The sequence below is a fragment of the Candidatus Pelagibacter sp. PS_40 genome, assembly GCF_059417765.1.
This window is the reverse complement of record NZ_CM182064.1, coordinates 378,203-402,836: the sequence shown is the minus strand read 5'-3', so window position 1 is coordinate 402,836 and position 24,634 is coordinate 378,203. Positions and strand designations below refer to the sequence as shown.

Annotated in this window: 29 protein-coding genes; 8 read left to right on the top strand and 21 right to left on the bottom strand. The window is 30.0% G+C overall.

What is annotated here, in order from left to right; translation table 11 throughout:
• Nucleotides 1–13: 13 nt before the first annotated feature.
• From aprA to mnmA, 10 genes are all read right to left on the bottom strand, one after another.
• The gene (aprA, locus tag AC5SLW_RS02165) at nt 14–1,873 is read right to left on the bottom strand and encodes an adenylyl-sulfate reductase subunit alpha (protein ID WP_271564760.1); all 1,860 of its coding nucleotides are present in this window, start codon (nt 1,871–1,873) and stop codon (nt 14–16) included.
• Nucleotides 1,873–2,343: an adenylyl-sulfate reductase subunit beta gene (aprB, locus tag AC5SLW_RS02160; protein ID WP_011281984.1), complete on the bottom strand. Its 471-nt coding sequence runs from the start codon at nt 2,341–2,343 to the stop codon at nt 1,873–1,875. Before aprB ends, aprA begins: the two co-directional genes overlap by 1 nt.
• Before the next feature lie 20 nt (nt 2,344–2,363).
• On the bottom strand, nt 2,364–3,158 hold the full coding sequence (locus tag AC5SLW_RS02155) for an adenylyl-sulfate reductase (protein ID WP_494575571.1): 795 nt from the start codon (nt 3,156–3,158) through the stop codon (nt 2,364–2,366).
• 104 nt (nt 3,159–3,262) lie between these two features.
• The gene (locus tag AC5SLW_RS02150; protein ID WP_494575569.1) at nt 3,263–3,697 is read right to left on the bottom strand and encodes an HIT family protein; all 435 of its coding nucleotides are present in this window, start codon (nt 3,695–3,697) and stop codon (nt 3,263–3,265) included.
• The gene (locus AC5SLW_RS02145; RefSeq protein WP_494575567.1) at nt 3,666–4,436 is read right to left on the bottom strand and encodes an aminotransferase class IV; all 771 of its coding nucleotides are present in this window, start codon (nt 4,434–4,436) and stop codon (nt 3,666–3,668) included. The genes AC5SLW_RS02150 and AC5SLW_RS02145 overlap by 32 nt, the downstream gene beginning before the upstream one ends.
• Nucleotides 4,399–4,956, bottom strand: a complete 558-nt coding sequence (locus AC5SLW_RS02140; protein WP_494575565.1) for an aminodeoxychorismate/anthranilate synthase component II — start codon at nt 4,954–4,956, stop codon at nt 4,399–4,401. The genes AC5SLW_RS02145 and AC5SLW_RS02140 overlap by 38 nt, the downstream gene beginning before the upstream one ends.
• On the bottom strand, nt 4,953–6,116 hold the full coding sequence (locus AC5SLW_RS02135) for a chorismate-binding protein (protein ID WP_494575563.1): 1,164 nt from the start codon (nt 6,114–6,116) through the stop codon (nt 4,953–4,955). Before AC5SLW_RS02135 ends, AC5SLW_RS02140 begins: the two co-directional genes overlap by 4 nt.
• Nucleotides 6,117–6,119: 3 nt before the next feature.
• Nucleotides 6,120–7,340 carry an MFS transporter gene (locus tag AC5SLW_RS02130; RefSeq protein ID WP_027306604.1) on the bottom strand — a complete coding sequence of 407 codons (1,221 nt, stop codon included), beginning with the start codon at nt 7,338–7,340 and terminating at the stop codon, nt 6,120–6,122.
• A complete protein-coding gene (locus AC5SLW_RS02125; protein WP_018414022.1) occupies nt 7,337–8,512 on the bottom strand; it encodes a trans-sulfuration enzyme family protein in 1,176 nt (391 codons plus the stop codon). The genes AC5SLW_RS02130 and AC5SLW_RS02125 overlap by 4 nt, the downstream gene beginning before the upstream one ends.
• Nucleotides 8,513–8,697: 185 nt before the next feature.
• Nucleotides 8,698–9,813: a tRNA 2-thiouridine(34) synthase MnmA gene (gene mnmA, locus AC5SLW_RS02120; protein WP_006997090.1), complete on the bottom strand. Its 1,116-nt coding sequence runs from the start codon at nt 9,811–9,813 to the stop codon at nt 8,698–8,700.
• A 5-nt stretch (nt 9,814–9,818) separates the two neighbouring features.
• On the opposite strand from mnmA, the gene AC5SLW_RS02115 reads away from it, so the two are divergent.
• The 3 genes from AC5SLW_RS02115 to AC5SLW_RS02105 are packed head-to-tail and all read left to right on the top strand — an operon-like array spanning nt 9,819 to nt 10,938.
• On the top strand, nt 9,819–10,025 hold the full coding sequence (locus AC5SLW_RS02115) for a DUF3553 domain-containing protein (RefSeq protein ID WP_006997091.1): 207 nt from the start codon (nt 9,819–9,821) through the stop codon (nt 10,023–10,025).
• Nucleotides 10,022–10,792: a 3'(2'),5'-bisphosphate nucleotidase CysQ family protein gene (locus AC5SLW_RS02110; protein WP_494575560.1), complete on the top strand. Its 771-nt coding sequence runs from the start codon at nt 10,022–10,024 to the stop codon at nt 10,790–10,792. The genes AC5SLW_RS02115 and AC5SLW_RS02110 overlap by 4 nt, the downstream gene beginning before the upstream one ends.
• On the top strand, nt 10,792–10,938 hold the full coding sequence (locus AC5SLW_RS02105; RefSeq protein ID WP_018414019.1) for a hypothetical protein: 147 nt from the start codon (nt 10,792–10,794) through the stop codon (nt 10,936–10,938). Before AC5SLW_RS02110 ends, AC5SLW_RS02105 begins: the two co-directional genes overlap by 1 nt.
• Here the strand turns inward: AC5SLW_RS02105 and AC5SLW_RS02100 are convergent.
• Nucleotides 10,930–11,484 carry a regulatory protein RecX gene (locus AC5SLW_RS02100; RefSeq protein ID WP_006997094.1) on the bottom strand — a complete coding sequence of 185 codons (555 nt, stop codon included), beginning with the start codon at nt 11,482–11,484 and terminating at the stop codon, nt 10,930–10,932. The genes AC5SLW_RS02105 and AC5SLW_RS02100 overlap by 9 nt on opposite strands.
• Before the next feature lie 37 nt (nt 11,485–11,521).
• Here AC5SLW_RS02100 and AC5SLW_RS02095 point away from each other — a divergent pair, with 37 nt between their 5' ends.
• The gene (locus AC5SLW_RS02095; protein ID WP_020169300.1) at nt 11,522–11,995 is read left to right on the top strand and encodes an ABA4-like family protein; all 474 of its coding nucleotides are present in this window, start codon (nt 11,522–11,524) and stop codon (nt 11,993–11,995) included.
• Nucleotides 11,988–12,572 (top strand): 2-hydroxychromene-2-carboxylate isomerase, encoded by a 585-nt coding sequence (locus AC5SLW_RS02090; protein WP_271480717.1) that lies wholly within the window; start codon nt 11,988–11,990, stop codon nt 12,570–12,572. Before AC5SLW_RS02095 ends, AC5SLW_RS02090 begins: the two co-directional genes overlap by 8 nt.
• Here the strand turns inward: AC5SLW_RS02090 and AC5SLW_RS02085 are convergent.
• Nucleotides 12,569–12,952, bottom strand: a complete 384-nt coding sequence (locus tag AC5SLW_RS02085; protein ID WP_018414016.1) for a rhodanese-like domain-containing protein — start codon at nt 12,950–12,952, stop codon at nt 12,569–12,571. The two genes, AC5SLW_RS02090 and AC5SLW_RS02085, sit on opposite strands and share 4 nt — an antisense overlap.
• Nucleotides 12,953–12,997: 45 nt before the next feature.
• On the opposite strand from AC5SLW_RS02085, the gene AC5SLW_RS02080 reads away from it, so the two are divergent.
• Together AC5SLW_RS02080 and bcp are read left to right on the top strand one after the other, a co-directional pair.
• Complete coding sequence (locus AC5SLW_RS02080; RefSeq protein ID WP_027306612.1) at nt 12,998–14,017, top strand: hypothetical protein; 1,020 nt, start codon at nt 12,998–13,000, stop codon at nt 14,015–14,017.
• Nucleotides 14,018–14,019: 2 nt separating this feature from the next.
• On the top strand, nt 14,020–14,487 hold the full coding sequence (bcp, locus tag AC5SLW_RS02075) for a thioredoxin-dependent thiol peroxidase (protein ID WP_494575556.1): 468 nt from the start codon (nt 14,020–14,022) through the stop codon (nt 14,485–14,487).
• Between the two features lie 53 nt (nt 14,488–14,540).
• Here the strand turns inward: bcp and AC5SLW_RS02070 are convergent, their stop codons facing one another.
• From AC5SLW_RS02070 to rseP, 3 genes are all read right to left on the bottom strand, one after another.
• Nucleotides 14,541–15,842, bottom strand: a complete 1,302-nt coding sequence (locus tag AC5SLW_RS02070; protein WP_018414013.1) for an ammonium transporter family protein — start codon at nt 15,840–15,842, stop codon at nt 14,541–14,543.
• 146 nt (nt 15,843–15,988) lie between these two features.
• Nucleotides 15,989–16,264, bottom strand: a complete 276-nt coding sequence (locus AC5SLW_RS02065) for an HU family DNA-binding protein (RefSeq protein ID WP_006997102.1) — start codon at nt 16,262–16,264, stop codon at nt 15,989–15,991.
• Nucleotides 16,265–16,404: 140 nt separating this feature from the next.
• The gene (rseP, locus tag AC5SLW_RS02060) at nt 16,405–17,538 is read right to left on the bottom strand and encodes an RIP metalloprotease RseP (protein ID WP_494575553.1); all 1,134 of its coding nucleotides are present in this window, start codon (nt 17,536–17,538) and stop codon (nt 16,405–16,407) included.
• Nucleotides 17,539–17,656: 118 nt separating this feature from the next.
• Between rseP and AC5SLW_RS02055 the strand changes: the two genes are divergently transcribed.
• Entirely contained in the window at nt 17,657–18,061 is a 405-nt protein-coding gene (locus AC5SLW_RS02055) for a carbonic anhydrase (RefSeq protein ID WP_018414011.1), read from the top strand.
• A 28-nt stretch (nt 18,062–18,089) separates the two neighbouring features.
• Here AC5SLW_RS02055 and AC5SLW_RS02050 read toward each other — a convergent pair whose 3' ends face one another.
• The 6 genes from AC5SLW_RS02050 to aptA form a co-directional block, all read right to left on the bottom strand.
• Entirely contained in the window at nt 18,090–18,857 is a 768-nt protein-coding gene (locus AC5SLW_RS02050; RefSeq protein WP_006997105.1) for an ABC transporter permease, read from the bottom strand.
• Nucleotides 18,847–19,782: an ABC transporter ATP-binding protein gene (locus AC5SLW_RS02045; RefSeq protein ID WP_006997106.1), complete on the bottom strand. Its 936-nt coding sequence runs from the start codon at nt 19,780–19,782 to the stop codon at nt 18,847–18,849. The genes AC5SLW_RS02050 and AC5SLW_RS02045 overlap by 11 nt, the downstream gene beginning before the upstream one ends.
• Before the next feature lie 49 nt (nt 19,783–19,831).
• Complete coding sequence (locus AC5SLW_RS02040) at nt 19,832–21,280, bottom strand: sodium:solute symporter family transporter (RefSeq protein ID WP_018414010.1); 1,449 nt, start codon at nt 21,278–21,280, stop codon at nt 19,832–19,834.
• Between the two features lie 108 nt (nt 21,281–21,388).
• Nucleotides 21,389–21,904, bottom strand: coding sequence for a hypothetical protein (locus AC5SLW_RS02035; RefSeq protein ID WP_011281964.1), 516 nt, complete (start codon nt 21,902–21,904; stop codon nt 21,389–21,391).
• A gap of 13 nt (nt 21,905–21,917) precedes the next feature.
• The gene (ald, locus tag AC5SLW_RS02030) at nt 21,918–23,030 is read right to left on the bottom strand and encodes an alanine dehydrogenase (protein WP_011281963.1); all 1,113 of its coding nucleotides are present in this window, start codon (nt 23,028–23,030) and stop codon (nt 21,918–21,920) included.
• A gap of 43 nt (nt 23,031–23,073) precedes the next feature.
• A complete protein-coding gene (gene aptA / locus AC5SLW_RS02025) occupies nt 23,074–24,420 on the bottom strand; it encodes an omega-aminotransferase AptA (protein ID WP_494575549.1) in 1,347 nt (448 codons plus the stop codon).
• Between the last annotated feature and the right edge of the window lie 214 nt (nt 24,421–24,634).

The following is a 24,634-nucleotide window of genomic DNA, read 5'->3' as shown; positions in this document are numbered from 1 at the left end:
AAGTTTAACTGTTTTAAGAAGCTTTTTTCTTCTCGTTCTCGTCAACTATGTGGTAAACCGGCACTTTCTCAAGAGAGAATTTACCAGTTTCAGGATCACGTCTAGAAACTGTTAAACAATGCCAATTATCATCATCAAGTTTCATATGGTCACCTCTGTAATAGTAACCAGGCCAACGTGTTTCTTCTCTAAACATAGTGTGTTCAGTTACACATTGAGAAGTTAAAGCTCTGTGTTTTAATTCCCAAGCTCTCATAAGTTGGTGCAAATCTTCAGCTCCTACTTTTTCTAAATCTTCCTCTAACCAAGCAAGTAATTCTAGGCCTCTTTTAAGCATATTACCATTTGTCATGTAGTTAGTTGCAATACCACCAACATATTCGTCCATAATTCTTTGTAAACGTTGAAGACCTTGAATAGGAGAAATATAACTTGGTGAAACTGTTCCACCTGTGATCTCATTTTGAGCTACTTGGTATGTCTCTAAAGGTTTGAATACAGCAGTTTTAAAGTCTTCACATTGTTTATCAGTAACTTTAATACCTTCTGCTTTTTTATCTTGAATATATTTAACAGCAGCTTTTGCAGCTAAACGACCTTCGGTAAACGATCCAGAAGAAAACTTATGGGCACTTCCACCTACAGTATCACCTGCACCAAAAAGACCATCAATTGTTAACATTCTGTTATAACCCCAGAAATATTCTGGTGGAGATAAATCTTCAGGTCCACTAACCCAAGCTCCAGAGCATGTTGCATGAGAACCCATAACATATGGCTCAGATGTAGTTAATTCTGGATTTGTGTATTTAGGATCTATGTTTTGAGATGCCCAAACAACAGCTTGACCAACGGTCATACCTAAAAAGTTTTCCCAACCAACTGTTTCTAAATGTGGATCTTGAAAGGCTTCAGTAGTCACCATATGAATAGGTCCACCGCCTGCAATAGTTTCTTGTATAAATGCATGGTTTCTTAAACATGTTGGTGTTGGATGGTGATCAATATACTCACCAACTAATTCTTTAGTTTGGTCATACCATTTCTTTTCATAATTCTCTCCATTTGCATTTTGAGTATATGTTTTAAGGTGCAAGAAATATGCTCCAACTGGACCATAACCATCTTTAAATCTACATAACACAATTCTGTTTTCCATTTGTGTCATTTTAGCTCCAACAGCGATAGGTAATGCATAAGCTGAACCATTACTCCATGGTGCATACCAAGTTCTTCCCATTCCCTCACCAACTGCTCTTGGTTTGAAAATGTGAGATGCTCCACCTGCTGCAACGATTACAGTTTTTGCTCTAAATACATGGAAATCACCAGTTCTCATATTAAAACCAACAGCTCCACCTACTCTATTTTCTTGAGCCTCATCCATTAAAAGATGAGTAATCATTATTCTATTGTAAATTTTATCAGCTGATTTTTTTGCAGCCTCTGCAACGATTGGCTTATAACTTTCACCATGAATCATGATCTGCCATTTACCTTCTCTAAGGTAACGACCTGTTTTTTCATTTTTCATCATTGGTAAGCCCCATTCATCAAACATATGAACCGTTGAATCAACGTGACGAGCCATGTCATAACCTAAATCTTCTCTAACCATTCCCATTAGATCATTTCGAGCATATCTTACGTGATCTTCAGGTTGGTTTTCACCCCACTGCATACCCATGTAACAGTTAATAGCGTATAAACCTTGAGCAACCGCTCCGCTTCTATCGATATTAGCTTTTTCAACACAAATAATTTTCATGTCTCTTCCCCAGTGTCTAGCTTCAAAAGTAGCACCAGTTCCAGCCATACCGCCACCAACAACTAGAACATCGCAATCTTCAAAATGTGTTTTATGCTTAGCCATTAGTAGTAAACCCCTTTTTTAAATGAATCTTTTGGCACTACTGGTAATTTACCATCAATATTTAAACCATTAGGCTCAGTGTAAAGCATTTGAGAATTGATCTCACCTTGATTAGGTTTTTCACCTTCTGCTAATTTAGGAATAAATTTTCCCCAAGGTTTTGTTGTAATTGGAGATACAAAATCTTTTGTAGTTCCATTTCTAAATTTAATTTTCCAAGAAATAGTTCCTTTTTCTTCTTCACGTCTAACTCTTACACTGTGACCCATAGGAGCAAAGTCAGCATAACCACGAACGTCAATTGCATGATTAGGACAAGCTTTTACACAAGAATAACATTCCCAACAAAAATTTGGTTCAATATTTACTGCTCTTCTAATATTTTCATCGATGTGCATTATATCTGATGGACAAATATCCACACAGTGACCACATCCGTCACATCTCGTCATGTATACAAAAGTTGACATATTATTTTACCTCTCTCTTTTTAATAATGTTTTGGTTGTTCTCTTTTAATTCCTAGTCCAAATTGTTTTGGTGCATCTGCAAGTGGAGGAAGATTGTCTCTTGATCCGTCTGCTTCTGCTAAGTTTTTTTGGATTGCTGCACCAGGTTTATAAAACATATGTGCAAATTTTGACCAATAAACTCCCCCAAATAAAACAATGTTTGAGGTAATAAATAAAATTAAAAATAAATATCCTAATCCAGCTGATCCTGAAGATTGAAAGTATGACCAAGCTAGTCCAGTAGTAGCGCATGCAAGGAGTGCTAGTACAAATAAGTCAGCTTTAATAATTCTATACCATGGATGAGCTTCGGCTAACACATCCACTCTTAAAAATAACCAAAACCAGTATCCACCCACACAAGTCATAATTGCTCCAACATGCCAAATCATAGGCCAAATTGTTGGTGCAGTAGTTCCTGTTCCAGTGTAACCAAAAATTAATACGACTGATGCAACCCAAAATAAAATAGTTCCATACATTCCCATAACGTGTGCAACTCTTCTTTTACCAGCTCCAAGCTCTGCCGTAGTTGCGATATCATGAGCTACAGTTTTTAAAATAATTGATGTTTTTTCTCCAACTCCTAGTTCTCTTTCAGCTGCTAATTTTGCTTTTTTTGCGTTATTAAAAAAGTAAGTTACATTTTTATGATGGATCATCTGAACTATTGTTCCAATAATAATTAAAGCAATCATAGCTAAAACAAAAAATTGTATGGCTGCAGGAGATATAGTTTCAGCTAAAACTGAAAAAGGGTTAATTGACATCATAATTAGTAATACCTTTATTTAGAATCTATGTTGATTGTGATTATTTAGTACAGTTGAAATAATAGATCAACCGTTTTGTATGGGTTATTTTATCATATAAGGTTTTACACCTTACGCTTGTAGTGCTGTTTCTTTGGTATAACCGACCGAACTCCTCCTTGTGGGTTATCAACATCGCCTTCTCTACGAGGAATTAAATGAATATGACAATGCAAGATTGATTGTCCAGCAATAACTCCAGCATTTGTTCCAATATTAAACCCTTTAACTACAGGATCTTTTAACAATATTTCCTCTTTAATTTGTTTGATTAAGTTATTGCAAGCAATCACTTCATCGTCATTTAAATCAAAATAATCCATAACATGCCGTTTTGGAATAATTAAACAATGGAATTTAGACACGGGATATGTGTCATAACTAGCATAAGCCAAATCATTTTCAGCAGCTAGCCCACTTTGTTTGGAGTTACAGAATAAACAAGGATTATTTGGGTCAAACATAATTTTATCTATAGATAGAACATTTATTAACTTCATTTTTATAAAAATTAGATAGTTTTTTATAAAATTTAAAACTTTTTCTCTTCCACTTGATTTCATTAATATTTTTTATTGAAGCAACACCTTTACCAGAGCCAATGAGAAGAATTTCACTAAATTCGGATAAAGTTTTTATCAATATATCTTTGTTAATAATTTTACCTAATTTTTTATTAAAAAATTTATAGGTAATGCCCTTATAAATATTATTTATTGGAGAGTATACTTTATCATCTTTTATAAACAGTATATTTGAAGTTCCACTTTCTAAAATCGTATTCTTGTAACAAAGACCAACATCTGAATTGGTATTATCCATTTTAGATAAATATTTTAATATAAAGTTATATTTAAGATTTTTGAATTTAGGGTCAAATCGTTTGTGACGGATAAGCTTTAAATTAAAATTTAATTTAGGAGTTTTTCTGTCTCTCAAAGAAATTGATATCATCTTTTTATTTACTGCAACTCTAAGAAGATGATTATAAGATCTTTTTTTATCAATATTCAGTTTGATTAATTTAAAAATATTTTTTTCAAGGTTAGGATTATTTAATTTATAAACTTCTAAAGATTTTATTAAATTTTTAATATGTTTTTTAAAAAAAAGTATTTTAGCAGGTTTACCAAAAATCCACATCGTAGTGAATACACCATTATCCCCCCAAAGATCTTTAAAATTAATCTCTTTGTAAGTTTTATGCTGATAAGATTTTTTTAATAAGTAAGTTACCATTTTCAGTTAAAAAAGATTCAGGGTGAAATTGAAAGCCATATATTTTTTCTTTATTATTTTCTATTGTCATTGCTGTATTTGAAATAACACACCTCATTGTAATTTCAAAATTTTTTGCAGCAAACGGCTCTTTTAATTTTAGAGAGTGATATCTGCCTACAGTAAATTGACTATTTTTTTTAAACAATGAATTTTTGCTAGTTACTTTTATTTTAGATTGGAAACCATGGTAAATCTTTTTTTGTGTAACTATTTTTCCATTTTCACAATGAAGAATTTGTTGAAACCCGAGACAAATTCCAATAATTTTTTTTTTACCTTTAAATTTTTTATAAATCTCAGAACTAATTGGATAATCTTTTGGAGCACCTGGACCTGGTGAAAAAACAATAATATCTGCTTTTTTTAATTTATTTTGATCTATTTTATTAAAATTAGTGCAAACGACTTCATCAAAATTTTGAAATTGATGTACTACGTTTTGAGTAAAAGAGTCATGATGATCGATAATGTATATCATTTGTAAAGATCCATTAATGACTTGGCTTTAATATAATTTTCATTAAATTCATGAGCTGCATTACTGTCAATTACAACACCAGAGGCCACAGAAATTTCTGATTTACCTTTAAAATTTAATATTGATCTAATAATGATATTAAACCTCATATCTCCATTGAATTTTAAGTAGCCAAAACTACCTGTATAAATATTTCTACTTTGTTTTTCCTGTTTGTTTAGCAAATTTAATGTACTAATTTTAGGACATCCTATTACAGATCCTCCAGGCATCATTGCTTTTATAATCTCTAATGAGGTAGTTTTATTCTTGAGTTGTCCTCCAATTAAACTCACATAATGATATAGATCTTTATATTCTTCAACTATCTTCTTTTTTAAAATTTTTACTGAACCTGGTTTACAAATTTTAGATAAGTCATTTCTTTCCATATCAACAATCATGTTGTGTTCTTTGGATTCTTTTAAGTTTTTTCTAAAAAAAGTAAGGGCTTTATTTTTATTTAATTTTTTAGTTTTCTTTAAAGTGCCCGCAATTGGTTTTGTTGTTATAAAATTATTTTTTTTTGTTATCAAATTTTCAGGTGAACAACTTATTATTGAATAATTTTTATCCTTAATCATAAAGGCTTCAGGCGCCATATTACTTTTTACAAGTCTACTAAAAAAATCTAAAGCATCTATTTCTGATTTATTGCTATATTTAGTACAAATTTTAATCTGATATGTTTCTCCAGATTTTATTTTCTTTTTAAATTTATCAAATATTACCTTATAGGATTTTTTATTAATATTTATTTTGAATAAATCATTAGAATTTAATGATCTTGTTTTTTTATACTCAAGGTTGTTTGGAAGTTTTATTTTTGTTTCAGGTTTATAAAATATGCCTTTAGGGAAATTTATTGTTTTTTGTTTTTTTATTTTTACTTCAATTAAATTATTTAATATTTCATAGCCAAAAAAACCAATAAACAGATCAGTTTCTTTATAAGGAAGTTTTAACCTATTATTTTCGTTAATAAATTTTTCAATATTATTATTGTTTAAAATAATCTTTTTTGAAAAGTCTGTATAAAGATCAAACCCTTTATCTGATTTATAGATTATAAAGGGTTTCTTTGAATTATTTAAATCCAGTAAGTAGTTTTTCTTATTCAATTTTTATTCTGTTTTTAGTCTTAGAACTGCTTCTTCTTTAATTGGTAGATGTATTATTGCTGCAAAAATAGATAAAACAATTGCTAAATACCAAGCATAATCATAAGAGCCATATAAATCATGAAATAGTCCTCCAAGAAATGCTCCAAAAAATGAGCCTACTTGATGACTTAAAAAAACTATTCCATAAAGAATACCAAGATATTTTGTTCCAAAAATATGAGCAACTATTCCACTTGTAGCAGGCACTGTTGATAGCCATAAAAAACCAAAACTTGCACCAAAGATAAATGCATTAATGTTACTTGCGGGTAAAAATATAAATAAGATAATTGAAATTCCTCTTAATGCGTAAATAGAGCTTAAGATAATTTTTTTACTAATTTTCGTAGATAAGTATCCACTTAATAAAGAACCAAATATATTAAATAATCCAATTAATGACAATATTGCAGCAGCCGTCCAGCTTTCTAAGCCTCTATCTATTACGTATTTTGGAACGTGTGTTCCAACTAAAGTTATATGAAAACCACATACAAAAAATCCAGAGACTAGAAGTATATAACTTTTGTTTTTGAAAGCTTCCTTAAATGCCTCTATGGCGCTTTGGTTGTTTGGTTTTTCAATAGACTGAGCAGCAGATGGAGATCTTACAAAAAAAGCTATTATAAGCCCGATAAATAAGAATATTGTGAATACAAAAAGTGTATCCACCCATCCATTTTTAATTAATGAATAGCTCGTATAAAGTGGAGAGATAAAATAGCCCAAAGAACCAACAGCTGTAACAATGCTCATTGCTATTGTTCTATTTGATAATGGAAAATGCTTTCCAACAATTGACATTGGAATACTAATTGCAGTTCCACCTAAACCAATTCCAACTAAAAGTCCTAAATCGATTTGAAAAAAAATTCCAGTATTTGGACCAGCATACAAAAAGTAAATTCCCAAAATATAAAAAACAAAAGCTAAACAAATTGCTTTGTGTCCACCATATTTATCTGCAATGGCTCCAAATATAGGACCTGTTAAACCCCACATTAACATTTGAATGCCTATTGCTAATCCAGATTGAGTTATTGAAATATCTAGGTCATTTTTAAAATCCATGAAAAACAAACCAAAAGTTTGTCTAACACCAAGAGAAATTAAAACTACAATACAAGCTGCGATCAGCGTTATTAAAGCTGTTTTATTTTGAATAAATTTTTCTGAACTCATTTTATATATTTAAGAGATTTTTTTAAATCATCAATGAGATCTTTTGGGTCCTCTAAACCAATATGTAATCTTACTAAATGTTCATCTTTTGCTAATTTTAGATATTCTCTATTACCTTGTTCACGTTTATCTTGATATAAAGCAAGGCTTTCAAATCCACCCCAACTATATCCATAACCAAATAATTTTAAAGAATTAACAAATTTAATTACAGAGTTTTTGTTTTTTGATTTAATTTTCAGACCCATCAATCCTGAGGCACCAGAATAATATTTTTTCCACATTCTAAAATTAAAGGAATCTTTTTTATGCGGGTATAATAGTTTTATATTTTTATAATTAGATAAAAACTCAGCTACTTGTTTTGAGCTTTTTTCATGTTTGTCTAATCTAACATCTAAAGTTCTAAGTCCTCTTGTTATTAAATACGCATCATCAGGACCAAGTCTTAAACCTGTTATCTTATACGCTTTATCAACTTGTTTAAAAACTTTTTTATTAACAGCTAAACTTCCACCCATAACATCTGAGTGACCTGAATAATATTTGGTAGCAGATACAATTGACATATCAAAACCAAGTTTAATTGGTTTTAAAAAATAAGGAGTTCCCCATGTATTATCAATTACAGAAAAAATTTTATTCCTTTTTGCAATTGATACTATTTTACCTAAATCTTGAAAATCAAACGTATTGCTTCCAGGATTTTCAACAAAAATTAATTTTGTTTTTTTTGTAATTGCTTTTTCTAAAGTTTTCAAATCATGTGGGTCATAAAACACAGATTTTACATTAAATTCTTTTAAGAAATCTTGAGTTAAAATTCTCGTAGGTGAATATGTTGGATCTGCCACAATAATCTCATCACCAGGACGAACAATACTAAATATAGATAAGAAAACTGATCCAAATCCAGTTGGTGTTAAAAATACGTGATAGCACTCCTCCATTTCTTTAAGTATTTGTGACAAAACATGAGTTGTTGATGTTCCTTGTCTTCCATAATCAAAATGTCCACCTGTTGGATCTTTTTTGCTCTTATCCTGCATTTTTCTAATATCTTGCATGGATTTGAAGATAATAGTCGACGCTCTTACCACAGGGGGGTTAACTGACTGATTATGGTAATCTTTTGCAGTATGTTTAAGAAAAGTCTTGAATGATTTAGTCATAAAAAATTTGATAAGTTAAAGGGAGAATGCTATATCCCTCCAATAACGTCAATAAAATTATAAATAGGATAGTATGGGTTACCCAAAAAAACATAGAGGTCGAAGAAAACAGGGCTCTAAAAAAAGAAGAGCTAAAAGAAAAAATAAGAAAAAATAGTCTCTTAACTTTTATATCTCAATAATACCTAACTTTTTATCCAACCACCACCAAGAACCTTATAGCCATTATTGTTTTTTGCATAAAACACACACGCTTGACCAGGCGCAATACCGTGCTCCTCTTCCAATAAATTAACGTTTGCATTAGTATCATTGATATCTATCTTGGCTTTAATTAATCTTCCAGTAGACCTTACCTTTACGAACAATTCATTTTTAAAATCATTTTGATCGTTTGTAATAATATTCAAATCTTTTAAATTTATTTTTGTTTTAACAAGGTGTTCCTTGGCTCCAACAATAATTTCATTTTTATCAGCAATAATCTTTACTACATACAATGGGTTCTTATCAGAAACTCCAATTCCTTTTCTTTGACCAATTGTATAATTAATAATGCCGTCATGAACTCCTATCACTTCACCATTCATATTTTTAATATTACCTTTACTAAATGAGTTTGGTCTAAATTTTTCTATAACTGAAGCATAGTCTCCATTTGGAACAAAACAAATATCTTGACTGTCAGGTTTGTCTGCAACATTAAGATCAAGTTCTCTTGCAATATTTCTTGTTTCATCTTTAAGAAGATTGCCTAAAGGAAATCTTAAAAAATTTAATTGATCTTTTGTGGTATTGAATAAAAAATAACTTTGATCTCTATTTAAATCAATTCCTCTGTACATATCTGTATTATCTTTTTCAGTAATACTTTTAACGTAGTGTCCTGTTACTAAAGCATCAGCGTTAAGTCTTTTGGCTTCTTCAAATAAATCTGTAAATTTAACTGTCTTATTACATTGCACACATGGAATAGGTGTTTCTCCATTTAAATAGCTATCAATAAAATTATCAATAACTCCTTCTTTAAATTTATTTTGATAATATAAAATCTTATGTTCGATCTTTAATTTATCAGCTACTCTTTTTGCATCCATAATATCTTGACCTGCACAACATTGTTTTGAAGAAGCTGTCTCTTTACTGTCATTATAAAGTTTAAGAGTAATACCGATGACATTGTAACCTTCATTTTTCATCATAGCTGCAACTGTTGAAGAATCTACTCCACCTGACATTGCAACAATAACTAAGGTGTCTTTTGGATCTTTAGCTATTCCAATAGAATTCAATTTTGTCATATTTAATGATATTTATTAGTATATTAACTATAAGTAAATTAATGATTTTAGATTTTGAACCAGGTGACAAAGTTATCAATCCTAACAACAAAGACTGGGGAACAGGACAAGTTCAATCAATAATTAATGGTAAAGTTACTGTAAATTTTGAAAATGTTGGAAAAAAAGTTATTAATTCAAAAATAATTCAATTAGAAAAATTATATAAATGAACCTTGAAGAAAAAAAGAAAATTACACTTTCACTGATAGAAACTTTTAATAAAGCAAGTCAGGTAGCCTTAGATTTAAGAGGGGCTGGTTTAAAAAAAGAAATTAAGTCAGACAATACTCCTGTAAGTAACGGAGATATTGAAGTTAATAAAATTTTAACCAGCAAGATTCAAGAAATAACTCCAAATATCCCTATTGTTTCAGAAGAGAGTGCAAACCATAAGATGGATAATGATTTAAATACTTTTTGGTTAATCGATCCAATAGATGGCACTAGAGATTATATTAATAACCGTGATGAATTTACTTTAAATGCAGCATTAATATTGAATAAAAAACCCGCTATTGGGATCATAACAGTTCCAGCAAAAAAAAGAGTTTTTTATTCTTACGGTTTGTCTCACAGTTATGAGTTAATTAATAATCAAGAAATTTCATTAATGAATAAAGAGAAAAACTATGTTGGACATACAGCAGTAAGTTATTCTAACGATCTTAAACCTGAAATTTTAGAAATTCATAAAAAATATAAAATAAGTTCTTTTCAAAAAATGAAAAGCTCACTAAAATTTTGTGTTATTGCAGCAGGTGAATTTGATATGTATGTTGCTGAACCAAGAGCTTGTGAGTGGGATATTGCAGCTGGTCATGCAATCCTTGAGCACTCAGGAGGGAAAGTGACTGACTTTAATTATAATGAAATACTCTATGGAAAAACTGAATTTAAAAATCCAAGTTTAATTTTAAAAAGTAAAAACATATTATAATGGATGAGCAATTAAGAATAATTTTAATAATTATAGTATCAGTTTCTATCTTTGGTTTATTAGTTTTTGTATTTGTCAAAAATGTTATTAGAAATAGAATTCAGTCTCTTGTTGAACAGGAAGAAAAAGAAAAAAAATTAAAGTAATCTAATTATTTTCATATAGTCAGCTTGATCAATATCCATGATCCTTTTAGAGGTTTCAAAATCAAAACCATTTCTTGCTAGTAAAGCAATATCCTTTTTATAAAATAGGGCTCTATTATCCTCTACTCTTGCTGGTCCAATTCTCTTTTTTTTACATATTTTTATTCCAGAAAAAAAATCTTGGTCAGAATTATCCTCTTTAATCTTATCTATTGTTTCTTTAATGTAGCGATCATTAATTCCTTTAGTCATTAAATAGTTTCTAATTTTATTAACTGAACTGCCTCTTTGGATTAAGCTTCTAGATTTACTTTCAGAATAGAATTTATCATTAATAAACTTAGTTTTTTCAAGATCTTGCAAAACAACATCTATTAAATCTGTAATATCTTGTTTTTTAATATTTTCTAAATTAGCTTTTAGATACTTCTTTAATAGATAGGTTCTAAGCTGTTGTTTGGATGGTGCGTATCTTTCGATATAGGCAAATGAGAAATTTCTCATTTCCTCTACCGTCACTTGTAATGTTTTTTTTCTATTTCTCATATGAATCTTAATAGCTTGTTGTATAATACACTAAAAAATGATCGATCAAATCTATACATATTTTACAATTGAAATGATTTTTCTTTGGTTAAATCTAGGTGTCTTACCTTTTTGGTTAATATTAGTCTTCTTTCCGCAATCACAAATATGTAGAGTTTTTATTACATCTATTTTTCCTTTTATTATTTTAAGTTTCGCCTACGGTTACTTAACATATGTGCTGTTTAACGAAGGCTATGACTTTATTAGAAATTTTGAACTATATTTAGGCTTAGACTCAATTAGTTATTTGTTTAAGGATAAATCCTTCTTAATTTTATTTTGGACTCATTTTCTATCTATTAATTTATTTTGTGGTGGATGGATTGTTAAAGATTCACAAAAATTTGGTATCAATAAAATAATAATGTCTTTTCCACTATTAATAACATACTTTATTGGTCCTATTGGACTTACTCTTTATTGGATTGTAAGAATTTTTTACGCAAAAAGAATTAATCTATATGATTAAAGAAATAGATTTCTATTTTGATTTTATTAGTCCTTACGCATATTTAGCTTACAAAAAAATCCAATCGTTACCAAAAGATATTCGAATAAATTATAAACCAATTTTATTAGGTGGTCTTCATAACTTAGAAGGTATAACGGCACCAGCGTTTATTAAACCTAAATTAAAACATATGATTAATGATTGTTTGTTAATTGCAAAAAAAAATAATTTTGATTTTAGGTGGAACTCTAAATTTCCTATTAATTCACTAAATATAATGCGTGGTTATTTAAGTGTTAATTCATTAAATAGAGATCAATATATTAAAACAATGTTTGACGCTTATTGGAAAGATGATCTGGATATCTCTAAAGAAGAAATTTTAATACCACGACTTGAACAATGTAAGATTGATAAAGATATTTTTTTTGAAACAATTAAAGATCCTGCTATTAAAGAAAAGTTAAAAGATGCCACAAAAAATGCCCATGAAAAAGAAGTTTTTGGAGCGCCCACATTTATTGTTAATAATAAATTATTTTGGGGACAAGATCGATTGGAATTTGCCTTAGATGAGTATAATAAAATAGATTAAACTATTTTAAAATCACTTTGGCTAATTGCTGCAAAGCCACCATCAATGTGCGAAACATTTTCAAAACCCATTTCTTTTAATGATTTAGCTGCAAGTGCAGATCTTAAACCACCAGCACAAAATAAGACAATTTCTTTTTCCATATCCAGCTTACCATTTTTAAAATAAGGACTCTCAGGATCTAGCCAAAACTCTAACATTCCTCTTGGTATATGGTGAGAATTTTCAACACGTCCTGATTTATCAAGTTCACCCTTTTCCCTAATATCAATTAAGTTACATTTGTTCTCGTTTGATAGTTTTAAAGCCTGCTCAGGACTTATAGTTTTAATTTCTCTTAAGGCTTCAGTTACTAGAGTGTGAGATGATTTTATATTCATATGATAATAATAATATATATAAATAAATAAAAAAATACAAAAATAGTGATCAAAAATTTTAAAAATAAAAATAAAATTAATTTTTTTAAAAAAAATTTTATTAAAATTACAAGAAAACTAGGTTTTGAAATTATCGATCAAAATAATTTCACAATTCCTACAAGCAATACATCTTTAAATAATAATATCAGTGTAATAAACAAAAGAAATATAACTCTACCACTTGGTGAAGTTAAAATTACAAGAAAAGTTAAAAGCTTTTTGATTATATTCAGATCTTTTACCAATGAAAATACACTGCTCAGTCAAAATAAAAAAAGATTATTTGAAAAGCAAAAAAAAGAATACAGTTTAAGATCTTTAAATTCCATATGTATTAATATTAAAAATGCTCAAAAAAAAATGAGTAATATTAAATTTTTTTTAAAAATTATAGATGATAACTCAAAACCTAGCGTAATTAAATTACAGAAAAAAATTGCAACTCAAAACAGTATTTTATTTGAAATATCTAATCTTGATATTAATAAATATAAAAACAAAATGAGATTTTCAAATAATAAAAGAATGCTCGCTCATAATTCACATATTTACCAATCAAAAGAATTTGCTCTTAATTCAAATTATGACTTAATATATTTTGTTGAAGACGACTATTTGCATCATCACGATGCTATTGAAGAAATGATTTTTAGTTATGAGAAATTCTCAACTATCTATAAAAAAGATATAATTATGTGTCCTGCTGATTATCCATTTTTATACAATAAATTTGAGCAAACAAATATTTTAGCTGGTCATAAAAAACATTGGCGTAGAGTAAACGAATCTCTTTGTACGTATTTAATTTCTCATAATATACTTAAAAAAAATTGGAAGACTTATGAAAAAATGTTTTTAAATAATTTTGATCCTTATGAAAAACCTCTTCATTTGCTTTATAAAAAAACACAATGTTTTTCACCAATACCCTCTCTATCACTGCATATGACAAATGTTAATTCTGCTTATGGATTATCACCAATGGTAGATTGGCTTGATGTTTGGAAAAAAAATAAATATTAATAATGTTTAAAATAAATTCTAAAGCACCTTTGTTTAAATTAAACTCAACAGATGGTGAGATTTATTCTTTAAAAGATTCACTTGGCAAATATGTAGTTCTTTATTTTTACCCTAAAGATGACACTCCAGGATGCACAATTGAGACTAATGATTTTAACAAATTATTACCTAAATTTAAAAAACTGAATTGTAAAATATTTGGGATTTCTAAGGATGATCTAAAAAGCCACCACAAATTTAAAGAAAAATTTAAAATCAAATTTGATCTTTTATCTGATGTAGAGCTTAATATTTTAAAAAAATACAAAGTTTGGGCTAAGAAGAAATTTATGGGTAGAGAGTTTATGGGAATAGTGAGAACAACTTTCTTAATTGATCCAAATGGTAAAATAGTAAAAATTTGGGATAATGTAAAAGTTAAGGATCATGCTAAAGAAGTGTTTGATACCCTAAAAAACTCTATAAATTAAAAAGGCCCCAATTAAGGGGCCTATTTTCTAACTATAAGAGAGATAGTTTTTTATTAGTCTCTGATTGCGTAAGCAATTACTCCTGTTTCAGTAACATCTGTACCTTTGGCTTGAGCTTCTTTACTCAATCTAATTCCAAAGAGACTATTCATAATCGACCAGACTATGTAAGCCACTACAAAAACAAAAATATTAATTGATAAAACACCAATTAACTGTGCTCCGAATGTTGCATCTGCATTTGTGATCGGTACTATTAAAGTTCCAAAAATACCCGCAAACATGTGAGCTGGAATTGCACCCACTACATCATCAAGTTTAAATGAAAATAGTAGTTTAGTTCCAAATACAACTATCACACCACCAACAGCACCAATTAATATTGCTGCTAATGGAGATGGTGCTAATGGTTCAGCTGTTATTGCAACTAACCCACCAATTGCACCGTTTAACATTTGTATTACATCAGTTTTACCAAACAATAATCTTGTAACTACGGCTGCAGCTAATACACCACCACAAGCTGCTAAATTAGTATTAATAAAGATTGTTGAAATAGCTACTGCATCAGCAAATGAACCTAATGCTAATTGAGAACCACCATTAAATCCAAACCAACCTAACCATAATACAAACACACCAATAGTTACTAATGGAATTGATGATGCTGCAAATGGTTGAATAGCCTTTGGATTACCTTTGCTATCAAATCTTCCAAATCTTGGACCAAGTATTATAATACCAGCAAGTGCAGCAGCACCCCCAGTTGAGTGAACTAGAGTTGATCCAGCAAAATCAGAAAATCCGATAGTTGCTAACCAGCCTCCACCCCATTGCCATCCCATTACTATAGGATAAATAACACCAGATAAAATTGCTGCAAATAAAAAGAATGGCCATAGCTTAATTCTTTCAGCCATTGCTCCTGAGCAAATTGAAACTGTTGTTGCACAAAATACCATTTGGAAAAACCAATCTGATCCAGCAGAGTAACCTGCCTCCAGTGAACTAGAGTCTGACCAAGGTGTAAAAGTACCTATATATCCGCCTTCTGGTATACCGTATGCTAAGTTGTAACCAACTAACCAAAACATAATTCCTGAAATTGCATACAAACCAATATTTTTTGCACAAATTACAGAAACACTTTTAGAAGTAACCATTCCTGACTCAAGCATTGCAAAGCCTGCCGCCATGAACATTACTAAAAAACCACAAATTAAAAATAGGAGTGTATTAAATACAAACCCTACTTCAGCAGAAATAGTTGTTTCTGCTATTCCAGCACTACTCATGTTTATTAAAAAAAATAAACTAATAAGTGGAACTGATATTTTTTTTATTATTTTTATCATTAAGACCTCCATGTTTAAGTTTTCACTTATATTATGGATGAACTTAAAAACTAATGTTGATTGGGAAATTTAGGTATGCAGTGATTGCATATAGTAACAGCCTTATTACATTTCTGTAAAAGGCTGTTAATGAATTTACTATTTAATTACTTATTAAATATTTCTTTAAGTGCCTTAGCTGGTAAGAACTTAACTTTTTGAGAAGCACCGATTTGGATTTGCTCTCCAGTTCTAGGATTTCTTCCAACTCTAGCTTTTCTTTTTGCTACTTTGTAAGTTCCAAATCCAGCAATTTTCACTGTATCGTCACCTTTTAAAGCATCTAGAATAGTGTTTGTAATAGTATCAAAAGTACGCTCAGCATCAGCTTTACTTAGGTTTAAAGAACCTGAAAGTTGTGCTATTAATTGTTTTTTGTTCATTTATTTAGCTCCGGTTTTATTGGTTATTTTCACATAATTGACATTAAACCTCATAAATCAAGCTTTTTATTAGTGTCTACTAAAATAAAAACCTCAATATATAGTGATTTGTTAAATAAATGTTGATTTTAAAGGATTATTTAAGAAATATAATTATTAAAAAACTTAAATAAACCAACGTCTTTTAGATCATTAAATGTTGTAAAAAAAATCAATGATAGCAATAAAAACATTCCGATTCGAAAAAAACCTTCTTGAGTTTTTTGTGATAATGGACGCCCTAATACCTTTTCAATTCCATAAAACATTAAGTGCCCACCATCTAACATTGGAATTGGGAACAAGTTTATTAACCCTAAACTAATAGAAATATAAGCCATAAGGCTTATAAAAGGTAAAATTCCAAATTCTGCAACTTGTCCGCTAATTTTTGCTATTCGAATTGGCCCACCCAACTGTGAAGTATCACCATTTCCAGTGAGCATGCTTCCAATATATTTAAGAGAAGAAGTGCTTACATAATAAACTTCATTAACCGCATAAAACAGCGCTTTGGTAGGACCGAGTTTAACGTGATTTACCTCATTGTTATAAGCACCAAGTTTAATACCAACCATACGTTTGCTGATTTTGTTTCCAAGATTATCTTCGCCTTCAACAATATTCGGTTTTACTCTAAAGGTTAAATCTTGATCAAATCTATTTACTGTAAAATTGATAAATTCATCAGTAGACATCATAATATATTTTGAAACATCCATAATGCTTGTAACCTCGTTGCCATCAATAGAGACCACAATATCATTGTCTTTAAGACCAGCTACCATTGCAGGACTATCCTTTTGAACTTCGTTAATTACAGCTGGTGTAAAATCTTTTCCAAAAAAGGTATAAACTGAAAAAAATATCAGAATTGCTAATAAAAAGTTAGCTAAAGGACCACCAAATACAATTAAAGCTCGTTGATATAAAGGCTTTAGTACAAACAGTTTATCCTGATCTTCTTTACTATATTCTTTTATAATTTTGTCATTATCAGCTTGGCTATAAACATTTCTATCACCAAAAAACTTAACATATCCCCCAAGAGGTATGACACAAACCTTCCAACGAGTTCCTGATTTATCATTCCAACCAAACATTTCTTTGCCAAAACCAATTGAAAAATCAGTAACTCCTACACCGTATCGTTTAGCAAAATAATAATGTCCATATTCATGGATAAATACCACCACAACAATTAAAGCAATAAAAGGCAATATATAAGATAGCATAATAATTACACTCTAACTGACTTTAAGGCTGTTCTCAATAGTCAATTCATTTAAAAAATAAACAAATTAATGACAAATAAAAAAAAATTTTGTATTTAAATTTTATTAATTAATTTTTATGCAAAAAAAATTTAAAGCAATGGTTCTTTCTTGTATGGATCCAAGGTTCCAATCCCTAGTCTATAAATTTACTAAAAAAAAGAACTTAACTGGAAAGTATAGCTCATTTACTATTGCAGGTGGAGCTATCGGGGTTACTCATAATAAATTTAAAAAATGGCATCAAACATTTATTGATAATTTATCAGCTTCAATTGAGCTTCACAAAATAAGCAAACTCATTGTTATAAATCATGAAGACTGTGGGGCGATTAAAATTGCCGAAGGTAAAAAAGATTTAGATGAAGATGAAATTCACAAAACTTCTTATCAAAAACTAAAACAACTATTAAATAAAAAATTTCCTAAGCTTCGATTAGAATTTCATATCATGAAATTAAATCAAACAATTATAAAACTTTAGTAGTTATTAATCTTAAAATGAAAGCGAATTAACTTTTAATATTATAGCCTTTTTTAAGCAAGATAGACACAAGGGTAATACAAACAATTAAAAAGAAAACCATCGAACTAATACTAATCCAAATATCAAAATCAGAGACGCCGTAGAAAGAAAATCTTAAGCCATCAATTAGATAAACTACTGGATTAAAATATGAAATTGTTTGCCAAAATGGTGGCAGCATATCAAGAGAGTATAAACTGCCCCCTAAGAATACCATTGGAGTAATGACTAATGATGGAATAATCGACATCTGCTCAAAGTTTTTACTAACTACACCAATTAAAAATCCAAATAAAGCAAAAGTAAAAGAAACTAATACTAATAAAAATATCATTAACATTGGATGCATAACACTCACATCAGCAAAAAAAGAGGCGGTTGCATAAATTACAGCACCAACGACTAAAGTTTTAGTGGCTCCTGCCCCTACAAAAGCTAGAACGGTTTCAAGTGTTGAAATGGGTGCTGCTAAAATTTCATTAATAGTTCCATTAAATTTTGGAAAAAAGATTCCAAACGAAGTGTTACTAATTGATTGAGTAAGGAGTGTTAACATTAATAAACCTGGTACAATGTAAGACCCATAACTAACCCCATCAATTTTTTGAATATAATTTCCAATAACTGAACCAAAAACAACAAAGTATAATGATGTAGATATTACAGGTGAGAGAAGAGATTGACCTATAGTTCTTATAAATCTATTCATCTCATGAACATAAATAGCTTTAAAGCCGTAATAGTTAAATTTCATTATTCTCCTTTACTAAATCAACAAATATTTTCTCTAATGTACTTTGTTCTGTTTTTAAATCTTTTAACTTTAAGCCAGTATCTTTTATATCTTGCAATAAATCAGTAATACCCGTTTTTTCAGCCTGAACATTATAAGTATAAATTAATGACATCTGCTCTTCACTTATTTCAAGATTATACTTAGATAAATCTTCTGGAATTTCTGTAATTTTTTTTTGCAATTCAATGGTTAGTTTTTTGTGTCCCATTTTCTTAATTAATTCTTTTTTATCCTCAACTACAATAATTTCACCTTGATTAATTACAGCTACACGGTCCGCTATAGCCTCAGCCTCTTCAATGTAATGAGTGGTTAAAATAATTGTAACCCCTTTTTTTCTGAGGTCATCAACAACCATCCACATATCTCTTCTAAGCTCAACATCAACTCCGGCTGTTGGTTCATCAAGAAATAATATTTTAGGTTCATGAGATAAAGCTTTTGCAATTAAAACTCTTCTTTTCATTCCGCCTGATAATTGTCTTAATCTTTGATCTTTTTTATCCCACAAACTTAAATCTTTTAAAATTTTTTCAATGTGTTCTGGTTTAGGTGCTTTTCCATACAGCCCTCTTGAATAAGATACGGTATCAAAAACAGTCTCAAAAGATTCTAAATTTAATTCTTGAGGAACAAGCCCTATTCTTGATCTTGTCTCTCTATAATCTTTTATAATATCATAATTATCAATTGTGACAGTTCCTGAAGTAGGTTTAACTATTCCACAAATAATACTGATTAAACTAGTTTTGCCCGCACCATTTGGTCCAAGCATTGCAAGAATTTCACCTTGTTTTACTTTAAGGCTAACATTATTTAGGGCTTTAAAGCCATTATCATAAACTTTTGATAAGTTGTTAATGGATATTTGAATCTCAGACATTTGTAAGGGTGTATATAGTTACTTATACACCTTTTACAAATTATTAGGTCTATTTTTTAGATCCTTTTATTTTCCAAAATATTACAGGCAAAAAAGTTGCGATTATAAAAGATAAAAACAACAATGATTGAGAGACAAAAGCTGGAAAAGTATCTGCTGGTAAAATTATACCAACTAACAAACTCTTTGAAAAATCAGGAGCTGGAAATAAAAGAAACCCTCCAATTAATCCAATAATAATTGAGATGTATGCTGTTTTTTCATTCAACTTCTTATTATAGAAACTATAAAAAACAGTAAGTACAAACGCACAACAAAATAAATCGGCAAGCAAAAATAAGTATAAAACACTAAATCCTTTGGAAGCGATTGCAAAAGCTATGATTGAAAGCAATACTATAAAATATTTTGAAAGAGTTAAATAATTAGTTTTTTTATTTAAATTTAAAGTTGCTTTACCATCAACTACTATTAAGCTTGATATTGCATTGACCAATGTATCAACTGTACTAATTGTTAATGATAAACCAAGAATTACAATTATTAATGATAAAAATTCCGTCTGTTCACTTAACAATAGAGAAAAGAAACCAAGATCAGGAATAACTTTTGGATTAGCTGATACTGCAACTAAACCACTAAAACCCATAAAAAAAACAATTGGAATAATTACAATAAATGCAACAATTAAACTTTTCTTTAAAACTTCATTGTTTTTTGCAGCATAAACTCTTTGCCAATTTCCTTGGTGAAAAAGATTGGTTGCAGCAACAGCGATAAAGAACGTTAATCCTGCAGTATAGTTTGGAATATAACTCGCACTTAGTAAGTGAGGACTTCTTTCTTTAATAAATGAGAAAGAAAACTGATCCCCTGTAAATGATGTCAGATAAAATACTGAAATTAATAATAAAGCTACAATTACTATCATTTGAATATTATCTGTAAAAATTGAAGCTCTTAATCCACCGTATAAGGTGTAAGCAAGCGTTGCGATCAGAATAATTAAAGAGGTGACCCAAAGTTCAGTTCCTGAAATATAATTTATCAATATTGCAACTGCAGTAACTTCAGCACATAAAAAGACGAACATATAAAATACTGTCATAAGCAAAATAAGTTTAAATAAACTCTTTCCAAATCTTTTTCTTAAAAATTCAATTAACGTTGAACCTTTTGGAAAGTCAGTTCTTATTTTTTTTCCAAGTGAAATTAAAAAGATCATAGGAAATGCCGTCCCTAACGCGTAACCAATCACAGCTCCTATTCCACCCCATGTTGCAGCAGATGCTGGACCAAATAAAATCCAAGCTCCAAGTGCTGATGCAATTAGGCTTGTTGTTAGTGAAAAGAAACCAATGTTTCTATTCGCAGTTAGATAATTGTTAATTCCTTGATATTTTTTAGAGTAAATTAATCCAACAATTGTAAAGATTAAGCTTATAGTTATGACGAGTGTTAATGATGTTGATTGACTTATAAAGTATGTTTTATCCATTGTTCTCCCTTTCTGAATTACCGGACAGGTTATTAGGGTTTATTCTCAGTCAGTTACGACACCCCTTACAATTTTTATAGACTATAATTTAGATTATTAAAGAGAAACTTAGTGTTTAGTATCTAATATTTCTAGTGGTAATGGAGCTTCTGGATACTTTTCTTTACATAATTTTTCATAGTTTTTACAAAGAGTGCTTACTGTGTCGTGCGCTTCATCTTTAGAAGTTAAAAATTTAATTAAAGTATCTCTCTCAAGTTCAATTTCTTTGATATCCATTCCACTTAAATATTCACCAGTCTCTACTTCCCAGTAAGTGTCATTTAATTCTTCAATTTTTAAAGTGTTAAGCTTTCTTTGAAGTTCAATAATAATTTCATCTTCCGTTTTACTATCTTTCATTGGGGAGTTTACTAATTTTCCTAAACACTTATCTTTAAGATCATCTAAAAAAGTATTGTAGGGTTTACCTTCTGCTAAACCTGTAAAATGATTGCTTTCAAAATATTTGCTAATTGCAGCATTAGTTGAGATTTTATTTTTACCTTTAGCAACAGCTACTTGAACGTAAACTTCCTGACTAATGTATTCGTTTAAATAATCTTTAATTTTATCCGATAACATTAGTTTAAAAAAATTATAGAGTACTTAAAGGATCAACGTAATCATGTCCAAAAACATCAGCAACCGCTTTATAGGTTACTTGACCTTTGCAAACGTTTAATCCAGCAAGTAGATGTTTGTCATCACTTAATGCTTTGGCGTAACCATCATTTGCGATTTTAACTAGATACGGAAGTGTTGCGTTGTTCAATGCAATCGTTGAAGTTCTTGGAACTCCCCCTGGCATATTTGCTACACAGTAATGAATAACATCATCAATAATATAAGTTGGATCACCGTGAGTTGTTGGTTTACTTGTCTCAACACAACCCCCTTGATCAATTGCAACATCAACAATTACTGATCCTCTTTTCATTAATTTCAACATTGGTTTAGTAATTAGTTTTGGAGCTTCTGCACCTGGAATTAAAACACCGCCAATTAAAAGATCAGCTTCTGCAACTAATTTATTTAAATCAATTTTATCACTTTGTTCTGGGATAATTTTATCACCAAACATTTCAACCAGTTGTTTTAATCTTGCTTCAGATTTATCAACGATATGAACTTTAGCCCTCATACCAGTTGCAATAACTGCAGCGTTTTCACCAACAACACCGCCACCTAAAATAACAACTGTTCCTCCTTCAACTCCAGGAGCTCCTCCTAATAAAAGACCTCTACCATTTTGATTTTTTTCCAAGCAATGTGCTCCTGCTTGAACAGACATACGTCCAGCAACTGCACTCATTGGTGCAAGTAATGGTAATCTGCCATTGTCATCTGTTACTGTTTCATAAGCTATACAAACACCTTTAGATTTAATTAAACCTTCAGTTAGCTCTTTAGCTGCCGCTAAGTGTAAATAAGTGTAGATGATCTGATTTTCTCTAATCATCTTAACTTCAACTGATTGAGGCTCTTTTACTTTAACAATAATATCTGCATCATTAAAAATATCTTCAGCTTTATCAATGATTTTAGCACCAACGCTTATATATTGTTCGTTTTCAAAGCCGGCTTCATATCCACCATTATTCTCAACTAAAACCTCATGACCCTCTGATATTAAAGTCTTAACACTGTCAGGAGTTAGTCCAATACGATGTTCTTGTGGTTTGATTTCTTTAGGTACGCCGATCTTCATAACACTCTCTCCCTTTTCAGTACTTTAAATTTTATTAAAGTTTTTAGTTTTTTTGATTTTTTTGATAGTTAGTAATACCAGTTCTTAACTTTTCAATAATCTCATCAATGTGTTTTTCTTCACAAATGAATTGAGGAGCTATAATTAAACAATCTCCTGTAGCTTTAAAGTTAACACCAGCTTCATAACATGCTTTAAAACATTCATAGCCAGCTTTACCAGGTTTAGTGTTTAGCTTCATGTCTATTCCACCCATCATTCCATATCCTCTAATATTATCCACAGACTCTAGATCTTGAAGAGAGAATAATCCTTTTTGGAAATAAGGAGCTAAATTTTTTGCTCTATTAAAAATATCATCTTTTTCAAAAATGTCTTGCACCGCAAGAGCAGCTGCTACTGCAACTGGAATTCCTGAATAAGTATAGCCATGAAACAATTCAACTGCACCTGTTGGTGAAGCATCCATTACCGCATCATAGATATAATCACTACAAGCAACAACACCCATGGGAACAACACCGTTGGTTGTAGCTTTAGCCATTGTCATAATGTCTGGAGTTACTCCAAATTCATCTGCAGCGAATTTAGATCCTGTTCTGCCCCATCCTGTAATTACTTCATCAAAAATTAAAAGTATTCCATGCTTGTCACAGATCTCTCTTAATTTTTGTAAATAACCTTTGGGTGGTACCAATGTTCCTGTTGATCCAGCAATCGGTTCAACAATACAAGCAGCAATATTTTCACCACCAAAGTTTTGACAAATAGTTTCTAAATCGTTTGCTAAATAGTCTCCAGTTTCTGGTTGACCACTCACAAACTTATGTTCTGGTAAATGTGTATGTCTAATGTGTTGGACACCTGGCATTAAAACGCTTGCAAACGTTTTAACATTATTTACCATTCCACCCACTGAAATACAGCCAATGTTCATTCCATGGTAACCACGCTCACGTCCAACAAATCTAAATCTTTCTGCATGTCCTTTTGCTCTGTGATAAGCAACAGCAATTTTAATTGCAGTTTCTACAGCTGTAGATCCACAAATTGTAAAAAACATTTTATTTAAATCACCTGGTGTGTGTTTTGAAATTTTTGTAGCTAATTCAAATGAACCACCAAAACCTTGTTGAAATGGTTGTGCGTAATCTAAAGTTTCTAATTGCTTTGTAACAGCTTCTGTAATTTCTCTTCTTCCGTGACCTAGTGGATTACAAAATAAACCTGAGCTCGCATCTATTTGTGTTTTTCCATGATGAGTTTTTAAGTAAACCCCTTTAGCTTCTGTGATTAACCTTGGGTTTGCTTTGAAATCTTTATTAGATGTAAATGGCATCCAATGTTCATTTAATGAATTAGGTACTGAAGTTCTATTTTCTGAGCTCATAAATATTCTCTCTCTATATATGTGGTGTTATAAATTTATTTCTAACTATTAGACTAAATCAAAAGGTTTTCTAGATTTATTTTATTTTTTACTATTTTTTTTTCTGTGACTTTAAATTACACAACCTGAAGATGTATATTCGTTTTTTGTTTTACATCCAGTGTAATTTCAATTTAAATGCTAATAATTTAATTAAATTAACAACAGAGGGATA

Coding starts and splice junctions, on each gene's coding strand:
- aprA (WP_271564760.1), bottom strand. CDS start 1,873: ATGGCTAAGCATAAAACACATTTTGAAGATTGCGATGTTCTAGTTGTT.
- aprB (WP_011281984.1), bottom strand. CDS start 2,343: ATGTCAACTTTTGTATACATGACGAGATGTGACGGATGTGGTCACTGT.
- AC5SLW_RS02155 (WP_494575571.1), bottom strand. CDS start 3,158: ATGATGTCAATTAACCCTTTTTCAGTTTTAGCTGAAACTATATCTCCT.
- AC5SLW_RS02150 (WP_494575569.1), bottom strand. CDS start 3,697: ATGAAGTTAATAAATGTTCTATCTATAGATAAAATTATGTTTGACCCA.
- AC5SLW_RS02145 (WP_494575567.1), bottom strand. CDS start 4,436: ATGGTAACTTACTTATTAAAAAAATCTTATCAGCATAAAACTTACAAA.
- AC5SLW_RS02140 (WP_494575565.1), bottom strand. CDS start 4,956: ATGATATACATTATCGATCATCATGACTCTTTTACTCAAAACGTAGTA.
- AC5SLW_RS02130 (WP_027306604.1), bottom strand. CDS start 7,340: ATGAGTTCAGAAAAATTTATTCAAAATAAAACAGCTTTAATAACGCTG.
- AC5SLW_RS02125 (WP_018414022.1), bottom strand. CDS start 8,512: ATGACTAAATCATTCAAGACTTTTCTTAAACATACTGCAAAAGATTAC.
- mnmA (WP_006997090.1), bottom strand. CDS start 9,813: ATGACAAAATTGAATTCTATTGGAATAGCTAAAGATCCAAAAGACACC.
- AC5SLW_RS02115 (WP_006997091.1), top strand. CDS start 9,819: ATGATATTTATTAGTATATTAACTATAAGTAAATTAATGATTTTAGAT.
- AC5SLW_RS02110 (WP_494575560.1), top strand. CDS start 10,022: ATGAACCTTGAAGAAAAAAAGAAAATTACACTTTCACTGATAGAAACT.
- AC5SLW_RS02105 (WP_018414019.1), top strand. CDS start 10,792: ATGGATGAGCAATTAAGAATAATTTTAATAATTATAGTATCAGTTTCT.
- AC5SLW_RS02100 (WP_006997094.1), bottom strand. CDS start 11,484: ATGAGAAATAGAAAAAAAACATTACAAGTGACGGTAGAGGAAATGAGA.
- AC5SLW_RS02095 (WP_020169300.1), top strand. CDS start 11,522: ATGATCGATCAAATCTATACATATTTTACAATTGAAATGATTTTTCTT.
- AC5SLW_RS02090 (WP_271480717.1), top strand. CDS start 11,988: ATGATTAAAGAAATAGATTTCTATTTTGATTTTATTAGTCCTTACGCA.
- AC5SLW_RS02085 (WP_018414016.1), bottom strand. CDS start 12,952: ATGAATATAAAATCATCTCACACTCTAGTAACTGAAGCCTTAAGAGAA.
- bcp (WP_494575556.1), top strand. CDS start 14,020: ATGTTTAAAATAAATTCTAAAGCACCTTTGTTTAAATTAAACTCAACA.
- AC5SLW_RS02070 (WP_018414013.1), bottom strand. CDS start 15,842: ATGATAAAAATAATAAAAAAAATATCAGTTCCACTTATTAGTTTATTT.
- AC5SLW_RS02065 (WP_006997102.1), bottom strand. CDS start 16,264: ATGAACAAAAAACAATTAATAGCACAACTTTCAGGTTCTTTAAACCTA.
- rseP (WP_494575553.1), bottom strand. CDS start 17,538: ATGCTATCTTATATATTGCCTTTTATTGCTTTAATTGTTGTGGTGGTA.
- AC5SLW_RS02055 (WP_018414011.1), top strand. CDS start 17,657: ATGCAAAAAAAATTTAAAGCAATGGTTCTTTCTTGTATGGATCCAAGG.
- AC5SLW_RS02050 (WP_006997105.1), bottom strand. CDS start 18,857: ATGAAATTTAACTATTACGGCTTTAAAGCTATTTATGTTCATGAGATG.
- AC5SLW_RS02045 (WP_006997106.1), bottom strand. CDS start 19,782: ATGTCTGAGATTCAAATATCCATTAACAACTTATCAAAAGTTTATGAT.
- AC5SLW_RS02040 (WP_018414010.1), bottom strand. CDS start 21,280: ATGGATAAAACATACTTTATAAGTCAATCAACATCATTAACACTCGTC.
- AC5SLW_RS02035 (WP_011281964.1), bottom strand. CDS start 21,904: ATGTTATCGGATAAAATTAAAGATTATTTAAACGAATACATTAGTCAG.
- ald (WP_011281963.1), bottom strand. CDS start 23,030: ATGAAGATCGGCGTACCTAAAGAAATCAAACCACAAGAACATCGTATT.
- aptA (WP_494575549.1), bottom strand. CDS start 24,420: ATGAGCTCAGAAAATAGAACTTCAGTACCTAATTCATTAAATGAACAT.